Raw genomic sequence first — 23,241 nt, forward strand, 5'->3', positions numbered from 1 at the left:
GCAGGCGGGCTGCGGCGAGCGTCGCGGGCGGCCCGGGCCGGTCGCTCCCCGGGGTCCTGAAAGCGGCTCCGACGAGTTTCGACATCGTTGTCAATCCCACGGACCTGGTCATGTTTGCGTTCACATGTTAGCGTTCACACGCGCGTCCGACGTCGGACCCGCGACCGGCGTCGACGCCGGGCACGACGACGAGGAGTCACCGATGACCTCACGCCACGAACCACCCCCGACGCCCGCGGAGCCCCGCGCCCGACGCCGACGCCGCTCGCTCGCCGCGCTGCTCGGCCTCGCGCTCGTCGCCCCGCTCGCGCCCGTGGCCGCGGCGGCCGCCGGCCCGATGCCCGCGGCGCCCGCGCCGGTCCCCGCCGCGGCCGAGCCGACCGCGGACGGGCTCCGCCTGTGGCTGCCGCTGGACGAGACCGAGGGCACGGTCGCGCACGACGCCTCCGGCAACGGGCTCGACGGGAGCCTCACCGGCTCCGGCGGCGGCTGGCAGCCCGGTCAGGGCCTGACCTTCGGCGGGTCCAACCACGTCGACCTCCCGGACGACCTCCTGGCCGGCTACGACGCCGTGACGGTGAGCGCCGACGTGTGGGTCGACGCCACGCTGACCGGCAACTACTTCTTCTACACCCTCGGCAACCCGGCGGTCGGGAGCCCCCAGTCCGGGAACGGCTACCTGTTCTCGACGGGCAACGCGAACTACCGCGCGACGATCTCCGACCTCGCGTGGGGCCGCGAGCAGAACACGGCCAAGACCCCTGCGGGCGCCCTCCAGCGCGGCGTGTGGAAGACCGTCACCTACACGCTCGCGGGCGGCACGGCGCGGCTGTACGAGGACGGCGCGCAGGTCGGGCAGAACACCGCGGTGACGATCACGCCCGGCGCGATCGGTGGCGGCACGACGACCGCGAACGCGCTCGGGAAGTCCGCCTACGCGGCCGACAACCTCTTCAAGGGCCGCATGAAGGACTTCCGGCTCTACGACCGCGCGCTCACCGCGCAGGAGGTCGCCGACCTCGCGTCGGACGCCGCGCAGGACGCCGTCGCGGCCGACGCCGCCGCGCTCGACCTGGGCGACACGAGCGCCGTCGTCACGGACCTCGCGCTGCCCGCGAAGGGCGTCGGCGGCTCCGCCGTCACGTGGGCGAGCTCCGACGAGGGCGTCGTCTCGGCGAGCGGCGCGGTCACGCGCCCCGTGGGCGACGAGCCCGCGACCGCGACCCTCACCGCGACCGTGACGCTCCGCGGCGCGACCGAGACCCGCACGTTCGAGGTCACGGTCCTGCCGGGCGACGGCGACCAGGCCAAGGCCGACGCCGCGGCCGCCGCAATCGAGGTGACGAACCTCGACGACGTGCGCGGCAACCTCACGCTGCCCACCACGGGCCAGCACGGCGCGAGCGTGGCCTGGGCGACGTCGTCGGGCACGATCACGCCCACCGGCGAGGTGACGCGGCCCGCGCACGGCGAGGACGCGGAGACCGTGACCCTCACGGCGACGGTGACCGTGGGCGCGGCCACCGCGACGCGCGAGCTCGAGGCCCACGTACCGGCGCTGCCCGAGCAGGAGGACCTCGCGGGCTACCTGTTCTCCTACTTCGTCGGTGAGGGGACCGCCACGGGCGAGCAGGTCTACTTCGGCCTCAGCCAGGGCAACGACCCGCTGAAGTACCAGAACCTCAACGACAACCAGCCGGTCCTCACCTCGGAGCTGGGGGAGAAGGGCCTGCGGGACCCGTTCATCATCCGGTCGCCCGAGGGCGACAAGTTCTACCAGATCGCCACCGACCTCAAGATCTACGGCAACGGGAACTGGGACGCGTCCCAGCGCACGGGCTCGAAGTCGATCATGGTGTGGGAGTCCACGGACCTCGTGAGCTGGACCGACCAGCGCCTCGTGCAGGTCTCGCCCGACACCGCGGGCAACACGTGGGCGCCCGAGGCGTACTACGACGAGACGATCGGCGCGTACGTCGTGTTCTGGGCGTCCAAGCTCTACGCCGAGGACGACCCGAACCACACCGGCAACACGTACAACCGCATGATGTACGCCACGACGCGCGACTTCGTGACGTTCAGCGAGGCGCAGGTGTGGGTCGACCCGGGCTACTCGGTCATCGACTCGACCGTGGCGCTCCACGACGGCCAGTACTACCGCTTCACCAAGGACGAGCGGAACAACACGTCGTCCACGCCGTGCTCCAAGTTCATCCTGGCCGAGAAGGCGGCCGAGCTGCGCTCGACGGACTACGACTTCATCACCGACTGCATCGGCAAGGCGAACTCCCTCGGCGGCGGGATCAACCAGGGCGAGGGCCCGACGATCTTCAAGTCGAACACCGAGGAGAAGTGGTACCTCTTCATCGACGAGTTCGGCGGCCGCGGCTACGTGCCGTTCGAGTCGACCTCGCTCGACGCGGCCGAGTGGACCATGTCCACCGACTACGAGATGCCGTCGCGCCCGCGCCACGGCACGGTGCTCCCCGTGACGCAGGCCGAGTACGACCGCCTGCTGAAGACGTATCAGCCCGCCGCGTTCGTCGAGTCCGTCGAGGACGTCGCCGTGACCGTCCAGACCGGGTCCGCCCCGGTGCTGCCCGCGACCGTCACCGCGACGTACGCCGACGGGTCGACCGGCCCGGCCGACGTCGCGTGGGACGCCGTCGACCCGGCGTCGTACGCGCAGGCGGGGTCGTTCGAGGTGCTCGGGACGCTCGGCGGCGGCGTGAGCGTGCGCGCCCGCGCGGTCGTCACGGTGACCGACGACGTCGTCCCCGTCGAGGGCGTGAGCGTCACCCCCGAGTCGCTCGAGGTGGGCGTCGGCGGGACGCGGCAGCTCACCGCGACCGTCACGCCGGCCAACGCGACGGCGCGCGCGATCACGTGGGCGTCGGACGACGCGGACGTCGCCACGGTCTCGGCCGACGGCGTCGTCACGGGCGTCGCCGAGGGTCACGCCCTGGTCACCGCGACCACGGCCGACGGGTCGCACACCGCGTACGTGGCGGTCGAGGTGACGACGGAGATCCCGGGCCTCGTCGTGCGCTACGCGCTCGACGAGACGAGCGGGACGTCGGCGGCGAACTCCGCGCCGGGGTCGTCGTTCGGCCCGGCGACGCTCACCAACGGCGCGGCGTTCTCCGGCACCGGGGAGGGCGTGACGCTCGACGGGACGAACGACTACGTCGACCTGCCCGACCACCTCCTCGCCGGGCTGACCGACGTCACGATCGGGCTCGACGTCAAGGTCGCGACCGACCAGGCGACGCCGTACTTCATCTACGGCCTGGGCAACACGAGCGGCACGGCGGGCGACGGGTACCTGTTCACCACGGGCAACGCGTACCGCACGTCGATCGCGACGGGCAACTGGACGACCGAGCAGACCGTCACCAAGAACGCCAACCTGCAGCGCGGGGTGTGGAAGCACCTCACGTACACGCTGTCCGGCACGACGGCCGTGCTCTACGAGGACGGCGTCGAGGTGGGCCGCCAGACCGGCGTCACCATCGACCCGAAGGACATCGGGAACGGCTCGACGCTCGCCAACTACATCGGCCGCTCGCTGTACTCGGGCGACCGCTACCTCAAGGGCTCGGTGCGCGACTTCCGGATCTACGACCGCGCGCTCACGGCCGACGAGGTCTACCAGGTCGGGGCCGACCACACGGCGGTCACCGGCGCGGAGCTCGACGCGCTCAAGGTCCCCGCGATCGTCGACGGGGCGAGCTCGACCGTCACGCTCGCGGTCGAGCCGGGCACGGACGTGTCCGCGCTCGCGCCGGTGCTGACCGTCTCGCCGCGCGCGACGGTGGCCCCCGGGAACGGCTCGGTGCAGGACTTCACGCAGCCCGTGGAGTACACGGTGAGCGGGCCGGACGGGTCGTCGCGCACGTGGACGGTCCAGGCGAAGCAGATGGGCAGCCCCGTGCTCCCCGGGAAGTACGCCGACCCGAACATCGCGCAGTTCGGCGACACGTTCTACCTCTACGCCACGACCGACGGCACGCCGGGCTGGGGCGGCAAGGACTTCTACGTCTGGAAGTCCTCCGACCTCGTGACGTGGGAGCGCTCGGAGCAGCCGTTCCTCACGCTCGACGGCGCGAACGGGAACGTCCCGTGGGCGACCGGCAACGCGTGGGCGCCCACCATCATCGAGCGTGACGGGAAGTACTGGTTCTACTTCTCCGGCCACAACCCGACGTACGACCGCAAGACGATCGGCGTCGCGGTGGCCGACAGCCCCGAGGGCCCGTTCACCGCGCAGCCGACGGCGATGATCACCAACGGCGAGGCGGTCACGTCCGGCCAGGCGATCGACCCGGCCGCCTTCCGCGACCCGGAGACCGGGAAGTTCTGGCTCCTGTGGGGCAACGGCGGGCCCTCGAACGGCCCGGTCATGGCGGAGCTGGACGACGACATGACGTCGATCAAGCAGGACACGCTGCGGCGCATCCCCGGCCTGACCGACTTCCGCGAGGGCCTGTTCCTCAACTACCGCGACGGCGTCTACCACCTCACGTACTCGATCGACGACACGGGCTCGGAGAACTACCGCGTCGGCTACGCGACGTCGGACAGCATCGACGGACCGTGGACCTACCGCGGCGTGATCCTCGAGAAGGACGCCTCGCAGGGCATCCTCGGGACCGGGCACAGCTCGATCCTCAACGTCGAGGGCACGGACGACTGGTACATCGCGTACCACCGGTTCGCCATCCCCGGCGGCAACGGGACCAACCGCGAGACGACGATCGACCGCCTCACGTTCGGCGAGGACGGCCTCATCCAGAAGGTCACCCCGACGCTCGAGAGCGTGGACCCGGTCGACGTGTCGCCGGCCCCGGCGGTCGAGCTGACCGTCGAGGCCACCCCGCGGTGCCTCGCGGGCAAGGTCTACGTCGCGGTGCGGGCGACCAACGCGGGCGACGTGCCCGCCGACGTCACCCTCACGACGCCGTACGGCACGAAGACGGTCACCGGCGTCGCGCCGGGGGCGAACGCCTACCAGTCGTTCGCGACGAGGGCGGTCTCCGTGCCCGCAGGCACGGCCACCGTCACGGGGACCGCGGTGCTCGACGGCGCCCCGGTCACCACGACGTACGAGGCCGCCTTCGACGCCCACACCTGCGGCTGACCCGCACCCCGCCGAGGGAGAGCCCCGGTAGGCCGAGGTAGAGGCGTGGTCACGACCACGCCTCTACCTCGCGGGACCGGGGCTCTCCCTCGGCGGCACGACCTGCATCTCGACGAGGAGAGGACGACATGATTCCGACACACCGAGCGCGCTCGGCGCTCGCCGCCGGGCTCGTGGGGGCGCTCGCCGCCACGACGCTCGCCGCCACCGTCGCGGCGCCCGCCGCGGCGGACGTCGGCGGCCCCACCGACGACGGGCTCGTCGCCTGGTACCCGCTCGACGCCGCCAGCACGACCGGCGGCACGACGGCGAACCTCGCCGAGGGCTCCGCCTTCGGACCGGCCACCCTGGTGGGCGGCACGGCGACCCCCGACGGCACGACGCTCGACGGCACGGACGACTACGTCGACCTGCCCGACCACCTGCTCGCGGGCCTCACGGACGCCACCGTGAGCCTCGACGTCCTCGTCGCCGCCGACCAGGGCACGCCGTACTTCGTCTACGGGCTCGGGAACACGAGCGGCTCGAACGGCAACGGGTACCTCTTCACGACCGGCAACGCGTACCGCACGTCGATCGCCACCGGCAACTGGTCCACCGAGCAGACCGTGACCAAGGGCGCCAACCTCCAGCGCGGCGTCTGGAAGACCCTCACGTACACGCTCACCGGCACGACGGCGACGCTCTACGAGGACGGGGTGCAGGTCAAGCAGGCCACGAACGTCACGACCGACCCCGGCCAGATCGGCGGCGGGCAGACCACGGCGAACTACGTCGGCCGCTCGCTCTACTCCGGCGACCGCTACCTCAAGGGCCAGGTGCGCGACTTCCGCCTCTACGACCGCGCGCTGAGCGCGGCCGAGGCGGGCGAGCTCGCGGCCGAGACCTCGACGGCCGCCGCGGACGCCGACCTCGCCGCGCTCGACCTCGGCGACACGAGCGCCGTCACGGCCGACCTCGTGCTGCCCACCACGGGCGCGCAGGGCTCGCTCGTCACGTGGACGTCGTCCGACACGGGCGTCGTCAGCGCCACCGGCAAGGTCACCCGGCCCGCCGCGGGCGAGGACGACGCGACCGTGACGCTCACCGCGCTCGTCACGCGGGGTGCGGTCGCGCGCACCGCGCAGCTCGACGTCACCGTCCTCGCGCACCTCGCGCCCGCGGAGGCCGTCGCGTGGGACGCGAGCCACGCCGTCGTGCCGCACCTCGACGACGTGCGCGGCAACCTCACGCTGCCCGCCGACGGCGCGAACGGCTCGGCCCTGACCTGGCAGAGCTCCGACCCGGCGACCGTCTCGGCGACGGGCGAGGTCACGCGGCCCGCCCACGGCGAGCCGGCCGCCGTCGTGCAGCTCACCGTGACCGCGGCGAAGGACGGCGCGACCGCGACGCACACCTACGACGCCACGGTCCGCCCGCTGCCCGCCGAGGCCGACTACGAGGGCTACTTCTTCCCGTACTTCGAGGGCGAGAGCACCGCGGACGGCGAGTCCGTGTACTTCAGCGCGAGCAACGGCAACGACCCGCTCGACTGGGTCGAGCTGAACGACGGCGAGCCCGTGCTCACGTCGACGCTCGGCGAGAAGGGCCTGCGCGACCCGTTCATCATCCGCTCGCCCGAGGGCGACCGGTTCTTCCTCCTCGCGACGGACCTGCGCATCTACGGCGGCAACAACTTCGGCAACGCGCAGGAGCGCGGGTCGCGCGCCCTGATGATCTGGGAGTCGACCGACCTCGTGCACTGGTCCGACCAGCGCATGGTCACGGTGTCGAGCGCGTACGCGGGCAACACGTGGGCGCCCGAGGCGTTCTGGGACGCCCAGCGCGGCGAGTACATCGTCTACTGGGCCTCGGCGCTCTACCCGACGACGTCGACCGACGGCCGCCGCATCGCCGACTCCTACCAGCGCATGATGTACGCCACGACGCGCGACTTCGTGACGTTCTCCGAGCCGCAGGTGTGGATCGACGAGAAGCGCGGCAACGGCCTCGGGATGATCGACTCGTCGATCGTCGAGCACGACGGCACGTACTACCGGTTCACCAAGGACGAGGCGTACATGATCCCGCGCCTCGAGAAGTCGACGGACCTGCGCTCGACCGACTGGGACCTCGTCGCCGAGAAGATCGGCTACGGCCAGCCCAACCCGTGGGGCGGCACGCTCACCGCGGGCGAGGGGCCGACCGTCTTCAAGTCGAACACCGAGGAGAAGTGGTACCTCTTCGTCGACCAGCCGAGCTACCACGGCGGCCAGGGCTACCTGCCGCTCGAGTCCACCGACCTCGACTCGGGCGTGTGGACGTCGGTCGACGCCCACCTGCCGAGCAGCCCCCGCCACGGCACGGTCCTGCCGATCACGGCCGCCGAGCACGCCGCGCTCCTCGCGGCGTACGGCGAGCAGCCGCCGGCGCCCGAGCTCGACCTCGCGGTCGAGGCGACGTCCCGCTGCCTCGCCGGCAAGGCGTACGTCGCGGTCCGCGCGACGAACGGCGAAGACCTGCCCGTGACCGTGACGCTCACGACGCCGTACGGCGAGAAGACCGTCGCCGACGTGGCGCCGGGCAAGAACGCGTACCAGTCGTTCGCGGCCCGCGCGACGACGGTCCCGGCCGGGACCGTCACGGTGACCGGCGTCGCGACCCTCGACGGCAAGGAGGTGACGACCACGCGCGAGGCGCAGGTCGACGCGCTCGACTGCGCCTGACACCCGCGAGGTCGCACCCGCCGAGGTAGAGGCGAGGTACCGCGAGGTAGAGGCGTGGTCACGACCACGCCTCTACCTCGACGGACCAACCTCGGCGACGTGGCGGCCGGGCGGAACCAGCACGAGCGTCGGACGCGGGGCTTCCCTCCTTGCCGCCGACGACGCTTCCACCACTCGACGACGAGTGAGAAGGAGCGACAGCTCATGCACGTGCACGACACCAGCTATTCGCGACGGGCCGTCCTGCGGCTCGGGGCGCTGGCCGCCGGGGCCACCGGCGCCGTCGCGCTCGCGGGCGGCGGCAGCGCGCTCGCCGCGCCGCCGGTCCCGGCGCTGACGGTCCCGAGCGGACCGCCCGTCAGCCGGGCCTTCCTGCGGTCCCTCGACCGCTCGGTCACCCTCGACGGCTGGGCCGCCGAGCCGTTCCCGATGTCCGACGTGACGCTCGCCCCGAGCGTCGCGACGCGCTCGCAGGACCAGATCCTGCACCTCGCGCGCGAGTACCCCGTGGACCGCGTCCTCGCGGTGTTCCGGCGCAACGCCGGGCTCGACACAAAGGGCGCGTCGGCGCCCGGCGGCTGGGAGGGCTTCGGCCACGCCAACGAGCAGCCGTGGGGCCCGGACGACTACCCGGGCCGGGCGAACACCCAGACCGCGAACCTCCTGCGCGGGCACTACGGCGGGCACTTCCTGTCCATGGTGTCCCTGGCGTACGCGAGCACCGGCGAGACGGTGTTCCGCGACAAGGTGGACCAGATCGTCGAGGGCCTCGGCGAGGTCCAGACGGCGCTCGCGGCCATGGGCCGGTTCAGCCACCCCGGGTTCCTCGCGGCGTACGGCGAGTGGCAGTTCAGCCAGCTCGAGAAGTACGCGCCGTACGGCGAGATCTGGGCGCCGTACTACACGTGCCACAAGATCATGGCCGGCCTGCTCGAGGCCTATCGCCTCGCGGGCAGCGACCAGGCGCTCGAGCTCGCGTCGTCGATGGCGGCGTGGGTGCACAGCCGGTTGTCCGTGCTGCCGCAGGCGCAGCTCGACCGGATGTGGGGCATCTACATCGCGGGGGAGTACGGCGGCATGAACGAGGTGCTCGCCGACATCGCGTCGATCACGGGCGACGACACGTACGTGGCCACCGCGAAGCTGTTCGACCTCAACACGCTCGTCGACGCGAGCGCCGCGGGCACGGACACGCTCAACGGCAAGCACGCGAACCAGCACATCCCGCAGTTCCCCGGCTACCTCAAGGTCTACGACCTCACGGGCGAGGAGCGGTACCGCCAGGCCGTCGAGGGCTTCTGGGGCATGGTCGTCCCCGGCCGTACGTATGCGCACGGCGGTCACGGCGAGGGCGAGCTGTTCGGGCCGCCGAGCACGGTCGCGGGCGACATCGGCGCGCGCAACGCCGAGACGTGCGGCACGTACAACATGCTCAAGCTCTCGCGCCTGCTGTACTTCCACTCGCTCGACCCGAAGTACATGGAGTACTACGAGCGCGGGCTGCTCAACCACATCGTCGGCTCGAAGAAGAACACGCAGTCCACGACGAGCCCCGACGTCACGTACATGTACGGCGTCAACCCGGGCACGCGCCGCGAGTACGGCAACACCGGTACGTGCTGTGGCGGCACCGGGCTCGAGAACCACGTGAAGTACCGCGACTCGGTCTACTTCCGCTCGGTCGACGGCGAGGTGCTGTACGTCAACCTCTACCTCGCCTCCACCCTGACGTGGGAGGAGAAGGGCTTCGAGGTCGTCCAGGAGACGCAGTACCCGAAGGTGGGTGCGACGCGCCTCACGGTGAACGGCTCGGGGCAGCTCGACCTGCGCCTGCGCGTGCCCGGCTGGGTGCGCAAGGGCTTCACGGTGACGGTCAACGGGGTGGGGCAGGAGCTCGACGCCGTGCCGGGGACCTACGTGAGCGTGTCGCGCTCGTGGTCTCGCGGCGACGTCGTCGAGGTGACGATGCCGCTGAGCATCCGCGCCGTGCCGACGATCGACAACCCCTCGATCCAGAGCATCGAGAACGGACCGACCGTCCTGCTCGCGCGCAGCGCGTCGCGCGAGTACCTCAAGGTGTCGCTCTACGCCCACATGGGCCTCGACGGCACGCTCGAGGGGGCGTTCACGGACCTCGGGAACGGGTACTTCCGTCTCGGGGACCTCACGTTCGAGCCCGCGTGGTCGGGCGACGACACGCAGTACCACATGTACGTCGAGCGCTCCGAGCCGCGCGTGGTCTTCGCGGGGCTCGACAGCGGCGTCGCCAACGCCGCGCGGCCGAACGGGACGACGTTCCTCGACGTCGTGTGGGGCGACGGCGGCTTCGCCGACCGCGCCGCGTTCCTCCAGAAGGTCCAGCGCACGGTCGAGCAGTTCACCGCGGACGGCCTCCTGAGCCGCCGCGACGGTCAGAAGGTCCTGGTCACGGCGGGGAAGGCGAGGCTGGCATGAGCGCGCGCACCAACTCATCGCGGGGCGCGGGCTCGACCGTGCTCATCCCGCTCGGGGACCAGCCGCCGGCACCGCGGGCCCGACGCCGCGTGGTCGCCACGGTGACCGCGCTCGCCCTGGCCCTCACGGGCGCGGGCGTCGGGGCGTGGGCCGCTGTCGGCGGCCCGGGAACCGACGGACTGACCGCGGCGGCCGACGAGGCGCCGGCGAACGTCGCGCTGCTCGGCACACCGGAGGCGAGCTACACCGCGTCGTGGAACAAGGTCGAGGCCGTGAACGACGGCGCCGGCGTGAGCACCGGGGGCGCGCACGACGCGACGTGGGCGACGTGGAGCGGGGACCGTCCCGCGACCCAGTGGCTCGAGTACTCGTGGCCCGCGCCGGTCACCGTGGACCGGTCCGTCGTCCGGTTCTGGTCGGACGGCACGGACGCGAACGGCGACAACGTGCGCGTCCCGGCGTCGTGGAGGCTCCAGTTCTGGGACGCGGACGCCGGCGCGTTCGTCGACGTCCCGAACCCGAGCGGCTACCCGACGGAGCGTCTCGCGACCAACGAGACGACGTTCGACGCCGTCACCACGACACGCCTGCGCGCGACGTTCGACGCGCTGCGGGGCACCACGGCGACGACGTACTCCGCCGTCGGGGTCTCCGAGTGGGAGGTCTGGGGCACGGGCGGGGTCGAGGAGCCCGAGCCGGTCGACCCGAACGGGCCGATCGACCACTCGCCCGTCCACATCCCCACGGACGTCGGCGTCCTGCCCGACCTCCCGGCCGAGATCGACGCGATCTTCACCGACGGTCGCGTCGAGACGGTCGCGGTGGACTGGGAGGACGTCACGACCGAGGACGTCGCCGCGGCGGGGGCGTTCGAGGTCAGCGGGACGTCCGCCGAGCTCGTCGAGCCGGTGAGCGGCACGGTGCACGTGCGCGACGGGGAGCCGGGTGCCGTCACCGCGGTGGACAACGTGAGCGTCGTGACGCTCGCGGGCACGGCCCCGGCGCTCCCCGCGACGGTCACCGCGGAGTACGAGGACGCGTCCAAGGACAGCCGCATCCCGGTGACCTGGGACGCCATCGACCCGGCGGACTACGCCGAGCCCGACGGGCTGTTCTTCGTCGTCGGCGACGTCGAAGGCACGGACGTGCCGGCCGAGGCCGTCGTGTTCGTCGTCGCGCCCGACACGGGCGAGGACACGACGCCGCCCACGGTGACCGTGACCGCGCAGCCCGGCCCCGCGACGTCGGGCTGGTACGTCCAGCACCCGACCGTCACGGTCGTGGTCTCCGACAACCGCGACCCCGCCCCCGCGGTCGAGGTCTCGCTCGACGGCGGCGCGTGGGCGCCCTACGACGGCCCGTTCGCGGTCGACGAGGACGGCGCGCGCACGGTCGAGGCGCGCGCGACGGACGCGGCGGGCAACGTCGGGACGGGCTCGCGCGAGCTCCGTGTCGACACGGTCGCGCCGGTGACGGTCGCGACGCTGCGCGAGGTCGGCAGCAGCGTCGAGATCACCCTCGCGGCCACGGACGCGGGCTCCGGCGTGGACAAGGTGCAGTGGGAGGGGCCCGGCACGTTCTGGGGCACCTACACCGAGCCGTTCACGCGCGCGCTCACCGACGAGCCGCAGGTCATCGAGTTCGCGGCGACCGACGCCGCGGGCAACGAGGAGACGCGCCAGCAGGTCGTGCTGCCCGCGCTCGGTGACGAGCCGGAGCTCGACCTCGCGGTCGAGGTCTCGCCGCGCTGCCTCGCGGGCAAGGCGTACGTGGCGGTGCGCGCGACGAACGGTGAGGACGTGCCGGTCTCGGTGACGCTCGCGACGCCGTTCGGGCAGAAGGCGTTCGCGGACGTGGCTCCGGGCAAGAGCGCGTACCAGTCGTTCGCGGCGCGCGCGACGTCGGCCCCGGCCGGCACCGCGACCGTCACGGGCACCGCGACGGTCGACGGCCCCGACGGACCCCGGGAGGTGACCACGACGGTCGACGCGCCGTTCGACGCGCTCGACTGCGGCTGACCCGCCGCCCCGCCTCGCCGAGGTAGAGCCCCGGTACCGCGAGGTAGAGGCGTGGTCGTGACCACGCCTCTACCTCGCCAGGGCGGGTGACCACAGACCCCCGGGCGGTGTGCCGGCACCGCCCGGGTCCGGCTCGGCCCCCGTCGCTCCTCGGAGCGACGGGGGCCGAGCCTTGCGCTGCCGGAGGTCGGGCGACGCCGCGCGGGTGAACAACTTGGACGGATGTTCAGTTCAGGCGTCCAAGATGGCAAGATGATCGCGGCTGGACGATCGTCCAGCCGGGTTCGGGGGGACCCAGCAGCGCCCACCCCGGGCCGGACGAAGAGGTTCATCGCGTGACGACCACCCGCAGGCTGCTCGCCGCCCTCGTGATCGCCGGCTCGCTCCTCGTCCCTGCCGGAGCGGCCTCCGCGGCCACCCTCACCGTCACGTCCCCGGACCCGGCCGACGGCGTGCGCGTCAGCGTCGAGATCACCGAGCGCGAGGTGCCGGCGGGGCCGCGCGTGGTCGTCGTGGGCGAGGGTCCGTTCGTCGTCGGCGGCGAGCTCGTGGTCCGGGGCACCGGCCTCGCGCCGCACACCACCTACGAGGTCTGGCTCGAGAGCGAGCCCGTGCTGCTCGGCACGGTCACGACCGACGCCGACGGCGCGTTCGAGCTCGTGACGACGATCCCCGTGGGGACGGTTCCGGGCGAGCACCACGTCCGCCTCGTCGCGCCGGGTGCCGGCGCCGACGTGCTGTCCGAGCCGTTCGTCGTCCTCGCCGCACCGGGCGAGCCCCAGGAGCCCGGCGGGACGCCGTCCAGCGGCACGGGCGGGACGACGGGCGGCGGGACCTCCGCGTCCCCGCGCCCGGACGGCCTCGCCACGACCGGCACCGGTCTCGTCGGGGCCGCCGTGCTCGCGGGGGTGGCCGTCGCGGCGGGTGCCGTGCTGCGCCGTCGGGCGCACAAGGGCCGCCCTGCCGCCTGACCGCCGCCGGGGCAGAGGCCGACGCGACGAGGCGGTGACGGCGCGGTTCAGTCCTCGGTGACGGGTTCCGCCGTGGGCGCGACCTTCCGGTCCCCGACGCCGGCGTGCTCGTCGGCGACCCGCTCCGCCGCGTCCATCGCGCGGTCGTCCACGACGAGCATGCCCAGCAGCGTCGCCGCGGAGACCGCCGCCATGACGACGAACACGCTCCGCAGCCCGAACACCTCGCCGAGCAGGCCGCCGACCGCCGCGCCGAGCGGCATCGTTCCCCACGCGACGAGCCGGTAGCAGGAGTTGAGGCGGCCGAGCAGCGCGTCGGGCGTGATCCGCTGCCGGAGGGAGACGGTCACGACGTTCCACACGGCGATCCCCGCGCCGCCGACGGCGTAGACGGCGCCGATCACCCACGCGTTCGTCGTCACCGCGGGCACCCCCACCAGCGCGACCGTGCTGAGCACGGTCAGCGCGAGGGAGCGCGCCCGCCCGACGAGCGCGACGACGCGCTCCGCGACGAACGAGCCGGCGAACGCGCCGACCGCGGTCGTCGTGAGCAGCACGCCGTACGCGGGCTCCGAGAGCCCCAGGGGGGAGCCGGGCCCGACGGCGTAGAGCACGAAGATCGCGAACGCGGCGTTGCTCGCGAAGTTGATGCCGCCGACCATCAGCGCCAGCGTGCGCAGGATCCGGTCGTGCCACAGGAAGCGCAGGCCCTCCGCGATGTCGGCCCGCAGCGTCGTGCGGGTCGTGCGCTCAGGGCGGTACGAGCCGGGCAGCCCGACGAGGAGCCCGACGGCGAGCGCCCACAGCGCGCCCGGGAGCCCGAACGCCACGGCCGCCCCCGCCGCGACGAGCAGCCCGCCGAGCGGAGGCCCGACGAACTGGTTCGCGGTGAGCTCCGCCGCGTACAGCCGCCCGTTCGCCCGGGGGAGCGCGGTGCGCGGGACGACCTGCGGCAGGATCGACTGCGCCGAGGTGTCGTAGAGCGTCTCCGTGACGCCGACGCCGAACGCGACGACGTAGAGCACGGCGATGCTCCCGGCGTCGGGCGCGAGCGCGATGGCGGCGAGCGCGACGACGAGCAGCGCCCGCGCCACGTTGGCGCCGATCATCGCGTGGCGGCGGTCGAGCCGGTCGGCGAGCGCGCCGGCCGGCAGCGCGAAGAGGAGCCAGGGCAGGGTGAGGGCGAACGTCAGCCCGGCGACGAGCGCGGGGGAGTCGGTGTACCGGACCGCGACGAGCGGCAGCGCGACCTTGAGCACGCCGTCGGCGAGGTTGGACACCGCCGACGCCGTCCAGAGGCGCTGGAACGCCGCTCCCAGGGGTGTACCGGCCGGACGTCGTCGGCGGGGTGCGGAGGCCATGACGCCCAGCATGGCACAGTGATTGAGGATTCCCAATCGATCGGCGGATCTCGATCGATCGACGTACGATGGCTCCATGAGCGCCGAGCCCACGCCCCAGGACCCCGCCCCCGGCCCGGGCGAGACGACGCCCGCAGTGCCCGGACGGCGGCCTCCCACGGCGCTCGAGGCCAAGGCCCTCGCTCACCCCCTGCGCCAGCGCATCGTCCGGCAGTGCGGCACGCGCGAGATGACCAACAAGGAGCTCGCCGATCACCTCGGCGTGGCGCCCGGCACTGCCCTCCACCACGTCCGGCTCCTCGTTCGCGCGGGCCTGCTCGAGCCCGCGGAGGTGCGGACCGGCGCGGGGGGCGCGCTCGAACGCCCCTACCGCGCGACCGGGGCGACCTGGTGGCTCGACGACCCCCTGCGCGGCACCGCCCCCGACGTCCGGTTCGGCCCCGTCGCCGCCGCGCTCGACGACGCCCTCGCCGCCGGTCCCGACGCCGTCACGATGTCCGCGGCGTTCCGCCTCCACCTCTCCGACGACGACGTCGCCGAGCTCGACCGGCGCATCCTCGCCGTCCTCGACGAGTACGTGGCGACGGACGGCCGGCGCCTCGACCGACCCGTCCACCGCGGGCTGTTCGTCCTGCACCGCCCGCCGTCCTGACCGGGGCGCCTGCGCCGAGAAGTGAGGTTCCGCCCCGAGATCGGCCGGACCAGGGGCGGAAGCTCACTTCTCGGCCCGGACCTGGACCGGCCCGAACCGCGGCTCAGGGGCGGGCGGCGAAGCGCTCCAGGAGGTCGGCGTGGCCCGAGACGATGAGGAGGTCGTTGGCGCTGATCCGGGTCTCGGGCGTCGCGTAGAGGAAGTCCTCGCCGGGCGACTTCACGCCGATGACGGTGACGCCGTAGCGCTCGCGGACCTTGGACTGCGCGAGCGTGAAGCCCTGGACCTCGCGGGGCGGTCGCATCTTGACGATGGTGAACCCGTCCTCGACCTCGATGTAGTCGAGGAGCTTGCCGGACACCAGGTGCGCGACGCGCGAGCCGGCGTCGGCCTCGGGGAAGACGACGTGGTGCGCGCCGATGCGCTGGAGGATGCGCCCGTGCTCGGCGGAGATGGCCTTGGCCCAGATCTGCGGCGTGCCCAGGTCGACGAGGTTGCCCGTGATGAGGACGCTCGCCTCGAGCGACGTGCCCACGCCGACGACGGCGACGGGGAAGTCGCGCGCGCCGAGCTGCTCGAGCGCGACGGGGTTGGACGCGTCGGCCTCGACGAGGGGGAGCTGCCCGCTCCACTGGGCGACGAGGTCGGGGTCGCGCTCGACAGCGAGCACGTCCTGGCCGAGGCGGTCGAGCGTCGCGGCGATGGCCGTCCCGAAGCGCCCGAGGCCGATGACGAGCACGCCCGCGTCCTTGCGAGGCGCTTTCGCCTCGTCGCGGCGGGAGCGCTCGGCGCGCCCGCGCTCGACGATGCGCCGCGCGACGGGGTCTGCCGACAGGGCGTCCTTCCCGGTCGCCGGCCCGGGGCTCGGGTCGGCGCCGCGGGAGAAGGGGTCGGTCACGGTGGGGCCTCTCGTGTGGTCGGGAAGGGTCGGTGGCGGTGCCCGACGGCGTACGCCGCCGCGGACGGGTCGCTCACCCGATGATGGGGCGTTCCTCGGGGTAGCGCACGATGCGGCGGCGGTCGCGCAGCGCGAGCGCGGCGGCGAACGTCATGGTGCCCGTGCGGCCGACGAACATGAGCGCGACGAGCACGTACTTGCCCGCGTCGGGGAGGTCGGGCGTGATGCCGGTGCTGAGGCCGACCGTCGCGAACGCGGAGATCGTCTCGAAGAGGATGACGTCGAGCGTCTCGCCCGTGATCTCCAGCAGCAGCAGGCTCGCCAGCAGGACCGCGGTCGCGCCCACGAAGGACACCGCGACGGCGAGCCGCAGGGTGTCGCGGGGGATGCGGCGCCCGAAGGCCTCCATGTCCCGGTCGCCGCGCGCCTCGGACACGATCGCGATGAGCATGACGGCGAGCGTCGTGACCTTGATGCCGCCCGCGGTCGACGCGGAGCCGCCGCCGACGAACATGAGGGCGTCGGTGATGAGCCAGCTCGCCTCGTGCATGCCGCCGGTGTCGACGGTGGAGAAGCCGCCCGAGCGGGGCATGACGCCCGCGAAGAGCGAGGCGAGGAGCTTCTCCCCGAACGCGAGCGGGCCGAGCGTGCGCTGGTTCGTCCACTCGACGGCCGCGAAGAGGACCGTCCCGACGACGACGAGCGCCGCGCTCGTGGCGAGCGTGAGCTTGGTGTGCAGGCTCCACTTGGCGACGCGCTTGCGGTTGCGCATGACGTTGAGGATCACGGGGAAGCCGAGGGAGCCGATGAACACGCCGAGGATGATCGGCAGGCACAGCATCCAGTCGCCCACGTAGGGCGCGAGCCCCTGCTCGGTGGGGATGAAGCCGGCGTTGTTGAACGCCGAGATGCCGTAGAAGATCCCGTGCCAGGCGGCCTCCCCGAACGTCTCCTCGAGGACGATGAAGCGGGGCAGGAGGAGCAGCGCGATGAGCAGCTCGAGCGACGTCGACGTGATGATGACGACCCGCACGAGCGAGCCGACCTCGCCGAGCCGCGTCGTCTTGGTCTCGGACGCCGTGAGGAGCTTCTGCGTGAGGCCGATGCGCCGCGACACGGCCATGCCGAGGATCGACGCGAGCGTCATCACGCCCAGGCCGCCGATCTTGATGCCGAGCAGGATGACGACCTGCCCGTACGTCGACCAGTACGTCCCGGTCGGGACGACGACGAGGCCCGTCACGCACACCGCGGACGTCGCGGTGAACAGCGCGTCCACGAAGGGCGCCGCCCGTCCGCTCGCCGTCGCCCAGGGCGCCATGAGGAGGGCGGTGAAGACGGCGATGACGGCGGCGAAGACCGTGACGGCGAGGCGTGCGGGCGACTGCCGGGCGAGGCGGTCGACGATCTCCCGCCCCTTGAACAGGCGCCCGGTCATGCTCGTCGGCATGGAGCCTCCCTCACCACTCGCGCCACTCTGCCACGGGCCCGGTGGCCCGTCATGTCGCCGCTCCGGCGCCGGGACATCATGCCGCTTCCGGGGTCCGGGTGCCGCACCGGGGTCCGGCGACCGGTCCGTCGGGGCGGGTGCGCGCCGTCGGGCGTTACCGTGAGCCATGCCCACGACCGACCCCACGTCGTCGCCCGCCCCCGCCGGTGCGGGCGCCGCGGCGCCCGGATCCTGCGTCGTGTGGAGCCCGGAGCTCCTCGGCTACGACTTCGGCCACGGCCACCCCATGGCCCCGGCCCGGCTCGACCTGACGATGGGCCTGGTGCGCGCGCTCGGTCTGCTCGACGGCGACGCGGCGCCTGCGGTCCTGCGACCCGAGCCCGCGAGCGACGACGTGCTGGAGCTCGTGCACGACCCCGAGTACGTCGCGGCCGTGCGCGCGGCGTCGGAGCGCGGGACGCCCGACCCGGCCCGGGGGCTCGGTACCGAGGACGACCCCGTCTTCCCGGGGATGCACGAGGCCGCCGCCCGGATCGTCGCGGGCTCGTACGAGGCGGCAGGGGAGATCGCCGCGGGACGTGTCGCGCACGCGGTGAACGTCGCGGGTGGCATGCACCACGCGAAGGCCGGCGCGGCGTCGGGCTTCTGCGTCTACAACGACGCGGCCGTCGCGATCCGCCGGCTGCTCGACGACGGCGTCGCGCGCGTCGCCTACGTGGACCTCGACGCGCACCACGGCGACGGCGTGGAGGAGGCGTTCTGGGACGACCCGCGCGTGCTCACGGTGTCCGTCCACCAGAGCGGCGCGACGCTCTTCCCGGGGACGGGTCACCCGACCGACGTCGGGGGCGCGGGCGCCGAGGGCACCGCGGTCAACGTCGCGCTCCCGCGTCGCACGGACGGCGCGCGCTGGCTCCGCGCGGTCGACGCCGTCGTGCCGCCCGTGCTGCGCGCGTTCCGGCCCGAGGTCCTGGTGACCCAGCACGGCTGCGACGCGCACGGCGAGGACCCGCTCTCCGACCTCGACGTGTCCGTGGACGCGCAGCGCACCGCCCTCGGGTGGGTGCACGACCTCGCGCACGAGCTCACGGGCGGACGGTGGCTCGCGCTCGGCGGCGGCGGGTACGCGATCGCGCGCGTCGTGCCGCTCGTGTGGTCGGCCGTCGTGGGGGAGGTCGTGCACCGGCCCGTGACCGCCGGGGAGCCGCTGCCGGAGGAGTGGCGCGCGCGCGTCGCCGAGGTCGCCGGGTTCGACGCGCCGCTCGCGTTCGGCCCGCCCGTCGACCTGCGGCGCTGGAGCAGCGGCTACGACCCGGACGACGACGTCGACCGCGCCGTCACGGCCACGCGCCGCGCCGTCTTCCCGCTCCTCGGCCTCGACCCGCACTTCGACTGAGGCCGTGACGAGCGGCCCCTCGCGGGAGCGCCGCTGGCCCCCGCGGGCGGCGGCGTACCGGGGCACGAGCGCGAGCGGGTAGTCTAGGGGGCGGATTTCTCTCGTGTTGGTCGGCTCGCGGCGCCCTCGTGGTCGCCGGGGCCCCGATCAACCGTGGACCACACGCGGCCGGTCGACCGGTCGCCGACCGACACGCCGCTCGAGCATTGCGAGGACCGTATGGGCTCCGTCATCAAGAAGCGCCGCAAGCGCATGGCCAAGAAGAAGCACCGCAAGCTGCTTCGCAAGACGCGTCACCAGCGTCGCAACAAGAAGTGACGTCGCGCGCGTCCTGACGCACCGACCCGCCGTCGAGCCCGGCCCCTCCCGAGGGGACCGGGCTCGACGCGTCTCCGGCGGTCGCACGAGGTAGAGCCCTGGGTGCCGAGGTAGAGCCGTGGTTGGCCGAGGTAGAGCCATGGTTGGCCGAGGGTAGAGCCCCCGTCGTGCCCGACGACGGTGGGTCGCCTCCCGGGTCGGTCGCCCCTCCCCAGACCCTGGCGGTACAGGGGAGGTAGCACCGCGAGCAGTGGCCCGAGGCGCGCGACGACCCGGGTGAGATCCCGTCCACCCCACCCAGCCCCACGCCGTCGGGCACAAGAACCAGGCCTCTACCTCGCCGGACCAGGCCTCTACCTCGGCTGACCAGGCCTCTACCTCGCCGGACCGGGGCTCTACCTCGGCTGACCAGGCCTCTACCTCGGCCAACCAGGGCTCTACCTCGCCGGACCTGGGTTCTTCCTTGCGGGGGTGAGGGCGCTGGTTCGGGGGAGCGGGGTGGTCAGAGGCGGGCGATGCGGCGGTCGACGGCGCGGCGCACGGAGCGCAGGACGAGGGCGGCGGCCCAGGCGGCGCCGGCCCAGCTCGCGGTGCGGACGCTGCTGCGCGCGACGCGACGGCGGCGGCCCCGGAACTCGCGGATCGGCCAGCCGACGTCCTGGGCGTAGCGGCGCAGGCGCGCGTCGGGGTTGATGGGGCACGGGTGGCCGACCGTCTCCATCATCGTGACGTCGTTGAGGGAGTCGCCGTACGCGTACGACGCGTCGAGGTCGATGTCCTCGCGCTCGGCGAGGGCGCGGACCCCGGCGGCCTTGGCGCGGCCGTGCATCATGTCGCCCACGAGGCGGCCGGTGTAGAAGCCGTCCTCGTGCTCCGCGACGGTGCCGAGCGCGCCGGTCGTGCCGAGGCGGCGGGCGATGAGCTCGCCGATCTCGACCGGGGTCGCGGAGACCAGCCACACCTGGTGTCCGGCGGCGAGGTGCTCGTCGAGCAGGCGGCGGGTGCCGGGGTAGATGCGCAGCGAGAGGACGGTGTCGTAGACCTCCTCGCCGATCGCGGTGACCTCGGCGACGGAGCGGCCGGCGATGAGCGCGAGGGCGCGAGACCGGATGCGGTCGATCTGCTGCTTGTTCTCGCCGAACAGGAGGTAGCGCGCCTGGTGCACGGCGAAGCGCGCGATGTCGAGCGTGGAGAAGAACTGCCGCTGGTACAGGGCGCGAGCGAGGTGGAACGACGACGCGCCGCGGATGATCGTGTTGTCGACGTCGAAGAACGCGGCGGTGCGGTGCGCGGGGGCGGGCGGCGTGCGCTCGGCGGCGGGTGCGTCCTCGGGGTCCGTCGACCCGGGGGTCGGGACGGGGCCCGGACCGGAAGACGTCGCCATGGCCCCACTCTAGGCGGTCTGGGGACCGTCCCGGGGGCGGGTCCCTCGTACCCTGGGAGTCGTGACCACCTCCGACGCCCCCGCCCCTCCCGTCGTCCTCTACGGCCGCGCGGGGTGCCACCTGTGCGACGACGCGCGGGCGGTCGTCGAGGCGGTGTGCGCCGAGGCGGGGGTCGCGTGGGCGGAGATCGACGTCGACGCGCCCGGCGCGGACCCGGCGCTGCGCGAGCAGTACGGCGAGTACGTCCCGGTCGTGACGGTCGGCGGCGTCCAGCAGGGGTTCTGGCGGGTCGACGCCCGCCGGCTCGCGCGTGCGGTGGGTCGGATTTCGACGGCGCGCGCGGACCTGGGATGATTCCTCCCGGTGGAGCGTGACCGTCGACGAGGACGGTCCCAGGGACGACGGGGTGACGGGTGGCTGAGCAGGTAGTCGGTGAGGTGACGGCGCCGGGGATCCCGAGCGCGACGGTGGCGCGGCTCCCGTCCTACCTGCGGGCGCTGCGGGACCTCGTGGCGCGAGGGGTGGCGACGACGTCGTCGGTCGAGCTCGCGGAGCTCTCCGGCGTAGGCCCGGCGCAGCTCCGCAAGGACCTGTCGTTCCTGGGCTCGTTCGGCACGCGCGGCGTCGGTTACGACGTGGACTCGCTCGCGCAGTACATCACCGAGGCGCTGGGGCTCGTGGACGAGCACCGCATCGCGATCGTCGGGATCGGCAACCTGGGGCACGCGCTCGCGAACTACTCGGGCTACGAGCAGCGCGGCTTCCACGTCGCGGCGCTCCTCGACGCGTCGCCGGACGTGGTGGGGACGCGGGCGGCGGGCCTCGTCGTCGAGCACGTCGACGCGCTCGAGGAGGTCGTGGCGCGCGAGAAGGTGTCGATCGTGGTCCTCGCGACGCCCGCCGCGCACGCGCAGTCCGTGGCGGACCGCGTCGTCGCGGCCGGCGTGCGGGAGATCCTCAACTTCGCGCCGCGCGCGCTCCAGGTGCCCGCGGACGTCGACGTGCGCGGTGTGGACGTCGGCAGCGAGCTCCAGATCCTCGCGTTCCACTCCCAGGCCCGCGCGCTCGCGGAGGCTCAGGACCGCTGAACGACGAGGGGCCGCGTGCTGGTGCACGCGGCCCCTCGGGCGGCATCCCTGCCGGCGGGTGCAGCTTTCCTGGGAAGGTCCCCGGGGAAGGCGGTCCCGGGAGTCGGTCGTCAGCCCTGCTTGATGGCCGAGACGTCGAGCGCGATCTTGATCTTGTCGCCGACGAGCACGCCGCCGGTCTCGAGCGCGGCGTTCCAGGTCAGGCCAAACTCCTTGCGCGAGATCTCGGTCGTCGCCTCGAACCCGGCGCGCGCGTTGCCGAACGGGTCGGTCGCGGTGCCCGCGAACTCGGTCTCGAGCTCGACCGGCTTGGTCACGCCGTTGATCGTCAGGTCGCCCGCCACGACGAAGTCGTCGCCGTCGCCGGAGATGCTGGTCGACGCGAAGCTCCACGTCGGCTTGTTCTCGGCGTCCCAGAAGTCCGCGCTGCGCAGGTGGTTGTCGCGGTTCGCGTCGCCCGTGCTCACGGACGCCGCGTCGAGCTCGGCGGTCACGGAGGTCGACTCGAGGTCGTCGCCCACGGTGATGGTGCCGGCCGTGATGGCGAGCGTGCCGCGCACCTTGGAGATGCCGGCGTGGCGGACCGTGAAGGCCGCCTGCGAGTGGGACGAGTCGAGGGCGTAGGTACCGGCGTTGAGCCCGGCGGGCAGCGGCGTGGCCATGGGTGCTCCTGAGGGGGTCGTGGGTCCCGGAGGACCGAACTTGGTTGAAGGTTCAACTTCGTACGAGCGTATCAACAGCAGGGGGTGATCCGTCTATTCCCGGTGGGTGGGAGAATGTTCCGCGAGGTTCCGCCCCCCGAACCGACCCCTGTCCGCGAGCGCCCGAGGACCCATGACCAGCAACGACGTCGACGCCCAGCCGACGACGACCGCCAGCACCGCCGCCACCGCGAGCGAGGAGCCTCGCTGGCTCGACGCCGAGCAGCAGCGCCTGTGGCGCGCCTACCTCGACGGGACCGTGCGCTTCATCGAGTCGCTCGGGCGTGACCACGAGGAGCGGTCGGAGGTCTCGCTCAACGAGTACGAGCTCCTCGTGCGGCTCTCGGAGAGCCCGGACCACACGCTGCGCATGTCCGCGCTCGCCGACGGGCTCGCCCGGTCCCGCAGCCGCGTCACCCACACGGTCGCGCGCATGGAGGCGCGCGGCCTGGTGCGGCGTTCGGCGAGCACGGGCGACCGCCGGGGGGTCAACTGCGCGATGACGCCCGAGGGCTACCGCGTGCTCGTCGCGTCCGCCCCGGCGCACGTCGCGGCCGTGCGCCGGTTCATGGTCGACGTGCTCACGCCGGAGCAGTTCCGCGCGCTCGGCGAGGCGATGGCCGCCGTCGCCGAGGCGTGCAAGGCGGACCGCGACTCCTGACCCCGTCGCCGCCCCGGGGCCGCGTGCGCCGGGTGCCGGTCGG

At 73.3% G+C, this 23,241-nt stretch carries 16 protein-coding genes; 11 read left to right on the forward strand and 5 right to left on the reverse strand.

Annotation, left to right across the window (positions count from 1 at the left end):
- Positions 1 to 202: 202 nt before the first annotated feature.
- The 5 genes from CCE02nite_RS20470 (at position 203) to CCE02nite_RS10365 (ending at position 13,288) form a co-directional block, all read left to right on the forward strand.
- Positions 203 to 5,140, forward strand: a complete 4,938-nt coding sequence (locus tag CCE02nite_RS20470; RefSeq protein WP_170227286.1) for a family 43 glycosylhydrolase — start codon at positions 203 to 205, stop codon at positions 5,138 to 5,140.
- A gap of 128 nt (positions 5,141 to 5,268) precedes the next feature.
- Positions 5,269 to 7,845 carry an immunoglobulin-like domain-containing protein gene (locus CCE02nite_RS10350; protein ID WP_141389569.1) on the forward strand — a complete coding sequence of 859 codons (2,577 nt, stop codon included), beginning with the start codon at positions 5,269 to 5,271 and terminating at the stop codon, positions 7,843 to 7,845.
- Between the two features lie 204 nt (positions 7,846 to 8,049).
- Positions 8,050 to 10,299: a glycoside hydrolase family 127 protein gene (locus CCE02nite_RS10355; protein ID WP_141389570.1), complete on the forward strand. Its 2,250-nt coding sequence runs from the start codon at positions 8,050 to 8,052 to the stop codon at positions 10,297 to 10,299.
- Entirely contained in the window at positions 10,296 to 12,317 is a 2,022-nt protein-coding gene (locus CCE02nite_RS10360; protein ID WP_141389571.1) for an Ig-like domain-containing protein, read from the forward strand. The genes CCE02nite_RS10355 and CCE02nite_RS10360 overlap by 4 nt, the downstream gene beginning before the upstream one ends.
- Before the next feature lie 335 nt (positions 12,318 to 12,652).
- Complete coding sequence (locus CCE02nite_RS10365) at positions 12,653 to 13,288, forward strand: hypothetical protein (protein ID WP_141389572.1); 636 nt, start codon at positions 12,653 to 12,655, stop codon at positions 13,286 to 13,288.
- Positions 13,289 to 13,335: 47 nt separating this feature from the next.
- Here CCE02nite_RS10365 and CCE02nite_RS10370 read toward each other — a convergent pair whose 3' ends face one another.
- Positions 13,336 to 14,649, reverse strand: a complete 1,314-nt coding sequence (locus tag CCE02nite_RS10370; protein WP_141389573.1) for an MFS transporter — start codon at positions 14,647 to 14,649, stop codon at positions 13,336 to 13,338.
- A 76-nt stretch (positions 14,650 to 14,725) separates the two neighbouring features.
- Here CCE02nite_RS10370 and CCE02nite_RS10375 point away from each other — a divergent pair, with 76 nt between their 5' ends.
- Positions 14,726 to 15,301, forward strand: coding sequence for an ArsR/SmtB family transcription factor (locus CCE02nite_RS10375; RefSeq protein WP_141389574.1), 576 nt, complete (start codon positions 14,726 to 14,728; stop codon positions 15,299 to 15,301).
- A 103-nt stretch (positions 15,302 to 15,404) separates the two neighbouring features.
- On the opposite strand, the gene CCE02nite_RS10380 is transcribed toward CCE02nite_RS10375, so the two are convergent.
- Positions 15,405 to 16,109, reverse strand: coding sequence for a potassium channel family protein (locus CCE02nite_RS10380; RefSeq protein ID WP_141389615.1), 705 nt, complete (start codon positions 16,107 to 16,109; stop codon positions 15,405 to 15,407).
- 163 nt (positions 16,110 to 16,272) lie between these two features.
- Positions 16,273 to 17,649 carry a TrkH family potassium uptake protein gene (locus CCE02nite_RS10385; protein ID WP_141389575.1) on the reverse strand — a complete coding sequence of 459 codons (1,377 nt, stop codon included), beginning with the start codon at positions 17,647 to 17,649 and terminating at the stop codon, positions 16,273 to 16,275.
- A gap of 166 nt (positions 17,650 to 17,815) precedes the next feature.
- On the opposite strand from CCE02nite_RS10385, the gene CCE02nite_RS10390 reads away from it, so the two are divergent.
- Positions 17,816 to 19,045, forward strand: coding sequence for an acetoin utilization protein AcuC (locus CCE02nite_RS10390; RefSeq protein ID WP_141389576.1), 1,230 nt, complete (start codon positions 17,816 to 17,818; stop codon positions 19,043 to 19,045).
- A 219-nt stretch (positions 19,046 to 19,264) separates the two neighbouring features.
- Positions 19,265 to 19,363, forward strand: coding sequence for a 30S ribosomal protein bS22 (locus CCE02nite_RS10395; protein ID WP_003792170.1), 99 nt, complete (start codon positions 19,265 to 19,267; stop codon positions 19,361 to 19,363).
- 502 nt (positions 19,364 to 19,865) lie between these two features.
- Here CCE02nite_RS10395 and CCE02nite_RS10400 read toward each other — a convergent pair.
- A complete protein-coding gene (locus CCE02nite_RS10400; protein WP_141389577.1) occupies positions 19,866 to 20,747 on the reverse strand; it encodes an HAD family hydrolase in 882 nt (293 codons plus the stop codon).
- 61 nt (positions 20,748 to 20,808) lie between these two features.
- On the opposite strand from CCE02nite_RS10400, the gene CCE02nite_RS10405 reads away from it, so the two are divergent.
- Entirely contained in the window at positions 20,809 to 21,102 is a 294-nt protein-coding gene (locus tag CCE02nite_RS10405) for a glutaredoxin family protein (RefSeq protein WP_371861915.1), read from the forward strand.
- A 59-nt stretch (positions 21,103 to 21,161) separates the two neighbouring features.
- Entirely contained in the window at positions 21,162 to 21,836 is a 675-nt protein-coding gene (locus CCE02nite_RS10410) for a redox-sensing transcriptional repressor Rex (protein WP_197088739.1), read from the forward strand.
- Positions 21,837 to 21,946: 110 nt separating this feature from the next.
- On the opposite strand, the gene CCE02nite_RS10415 is transcribed toward CCE02nite_RS10410, so the two are convergent.
- A complete protein-coding gene (locus CCE02nite_RS10415) occupies positions 21,947 to 22,498 on the reverse strand; it encodes a YceI family protein (RefSeq protein WP_053369575.1) in 552 nt (183 codons plus the stop codon).
- A gap of 172 nt (positions 22,499 to 22,670) precedes the next feature.
- Here CCE02nite_RS10415 and CCE02nite_RS10420 point away from each other — a divergent pair, with 172 nt between their 5' ends.
- Complete coding sequence (locus CCE02nite_RS10420; RefSeq protein WP_141389579.1) at positions 22,671 to 23,198, forward strand: MarR family winged helix-turn-helix transcriptional regulator; 528 nt, start codon at positions 22,671 to 22,673, stop codon at positions 23,196 to 23,198.
- The last annotated feature ends 43 nt before the right edge of the window (positions 23,199 to 23,241 follow it).

The organism is Cellulosimicrobium cellulans, from assembly GCF_006539945.1.
Lineage (GTDB): Bacteria > Actinomycetota > Actinomycetes > Actinomycetales > Cellulomonadaceae > Cellulosimicrobium > Cellulosimicrobium cellulans.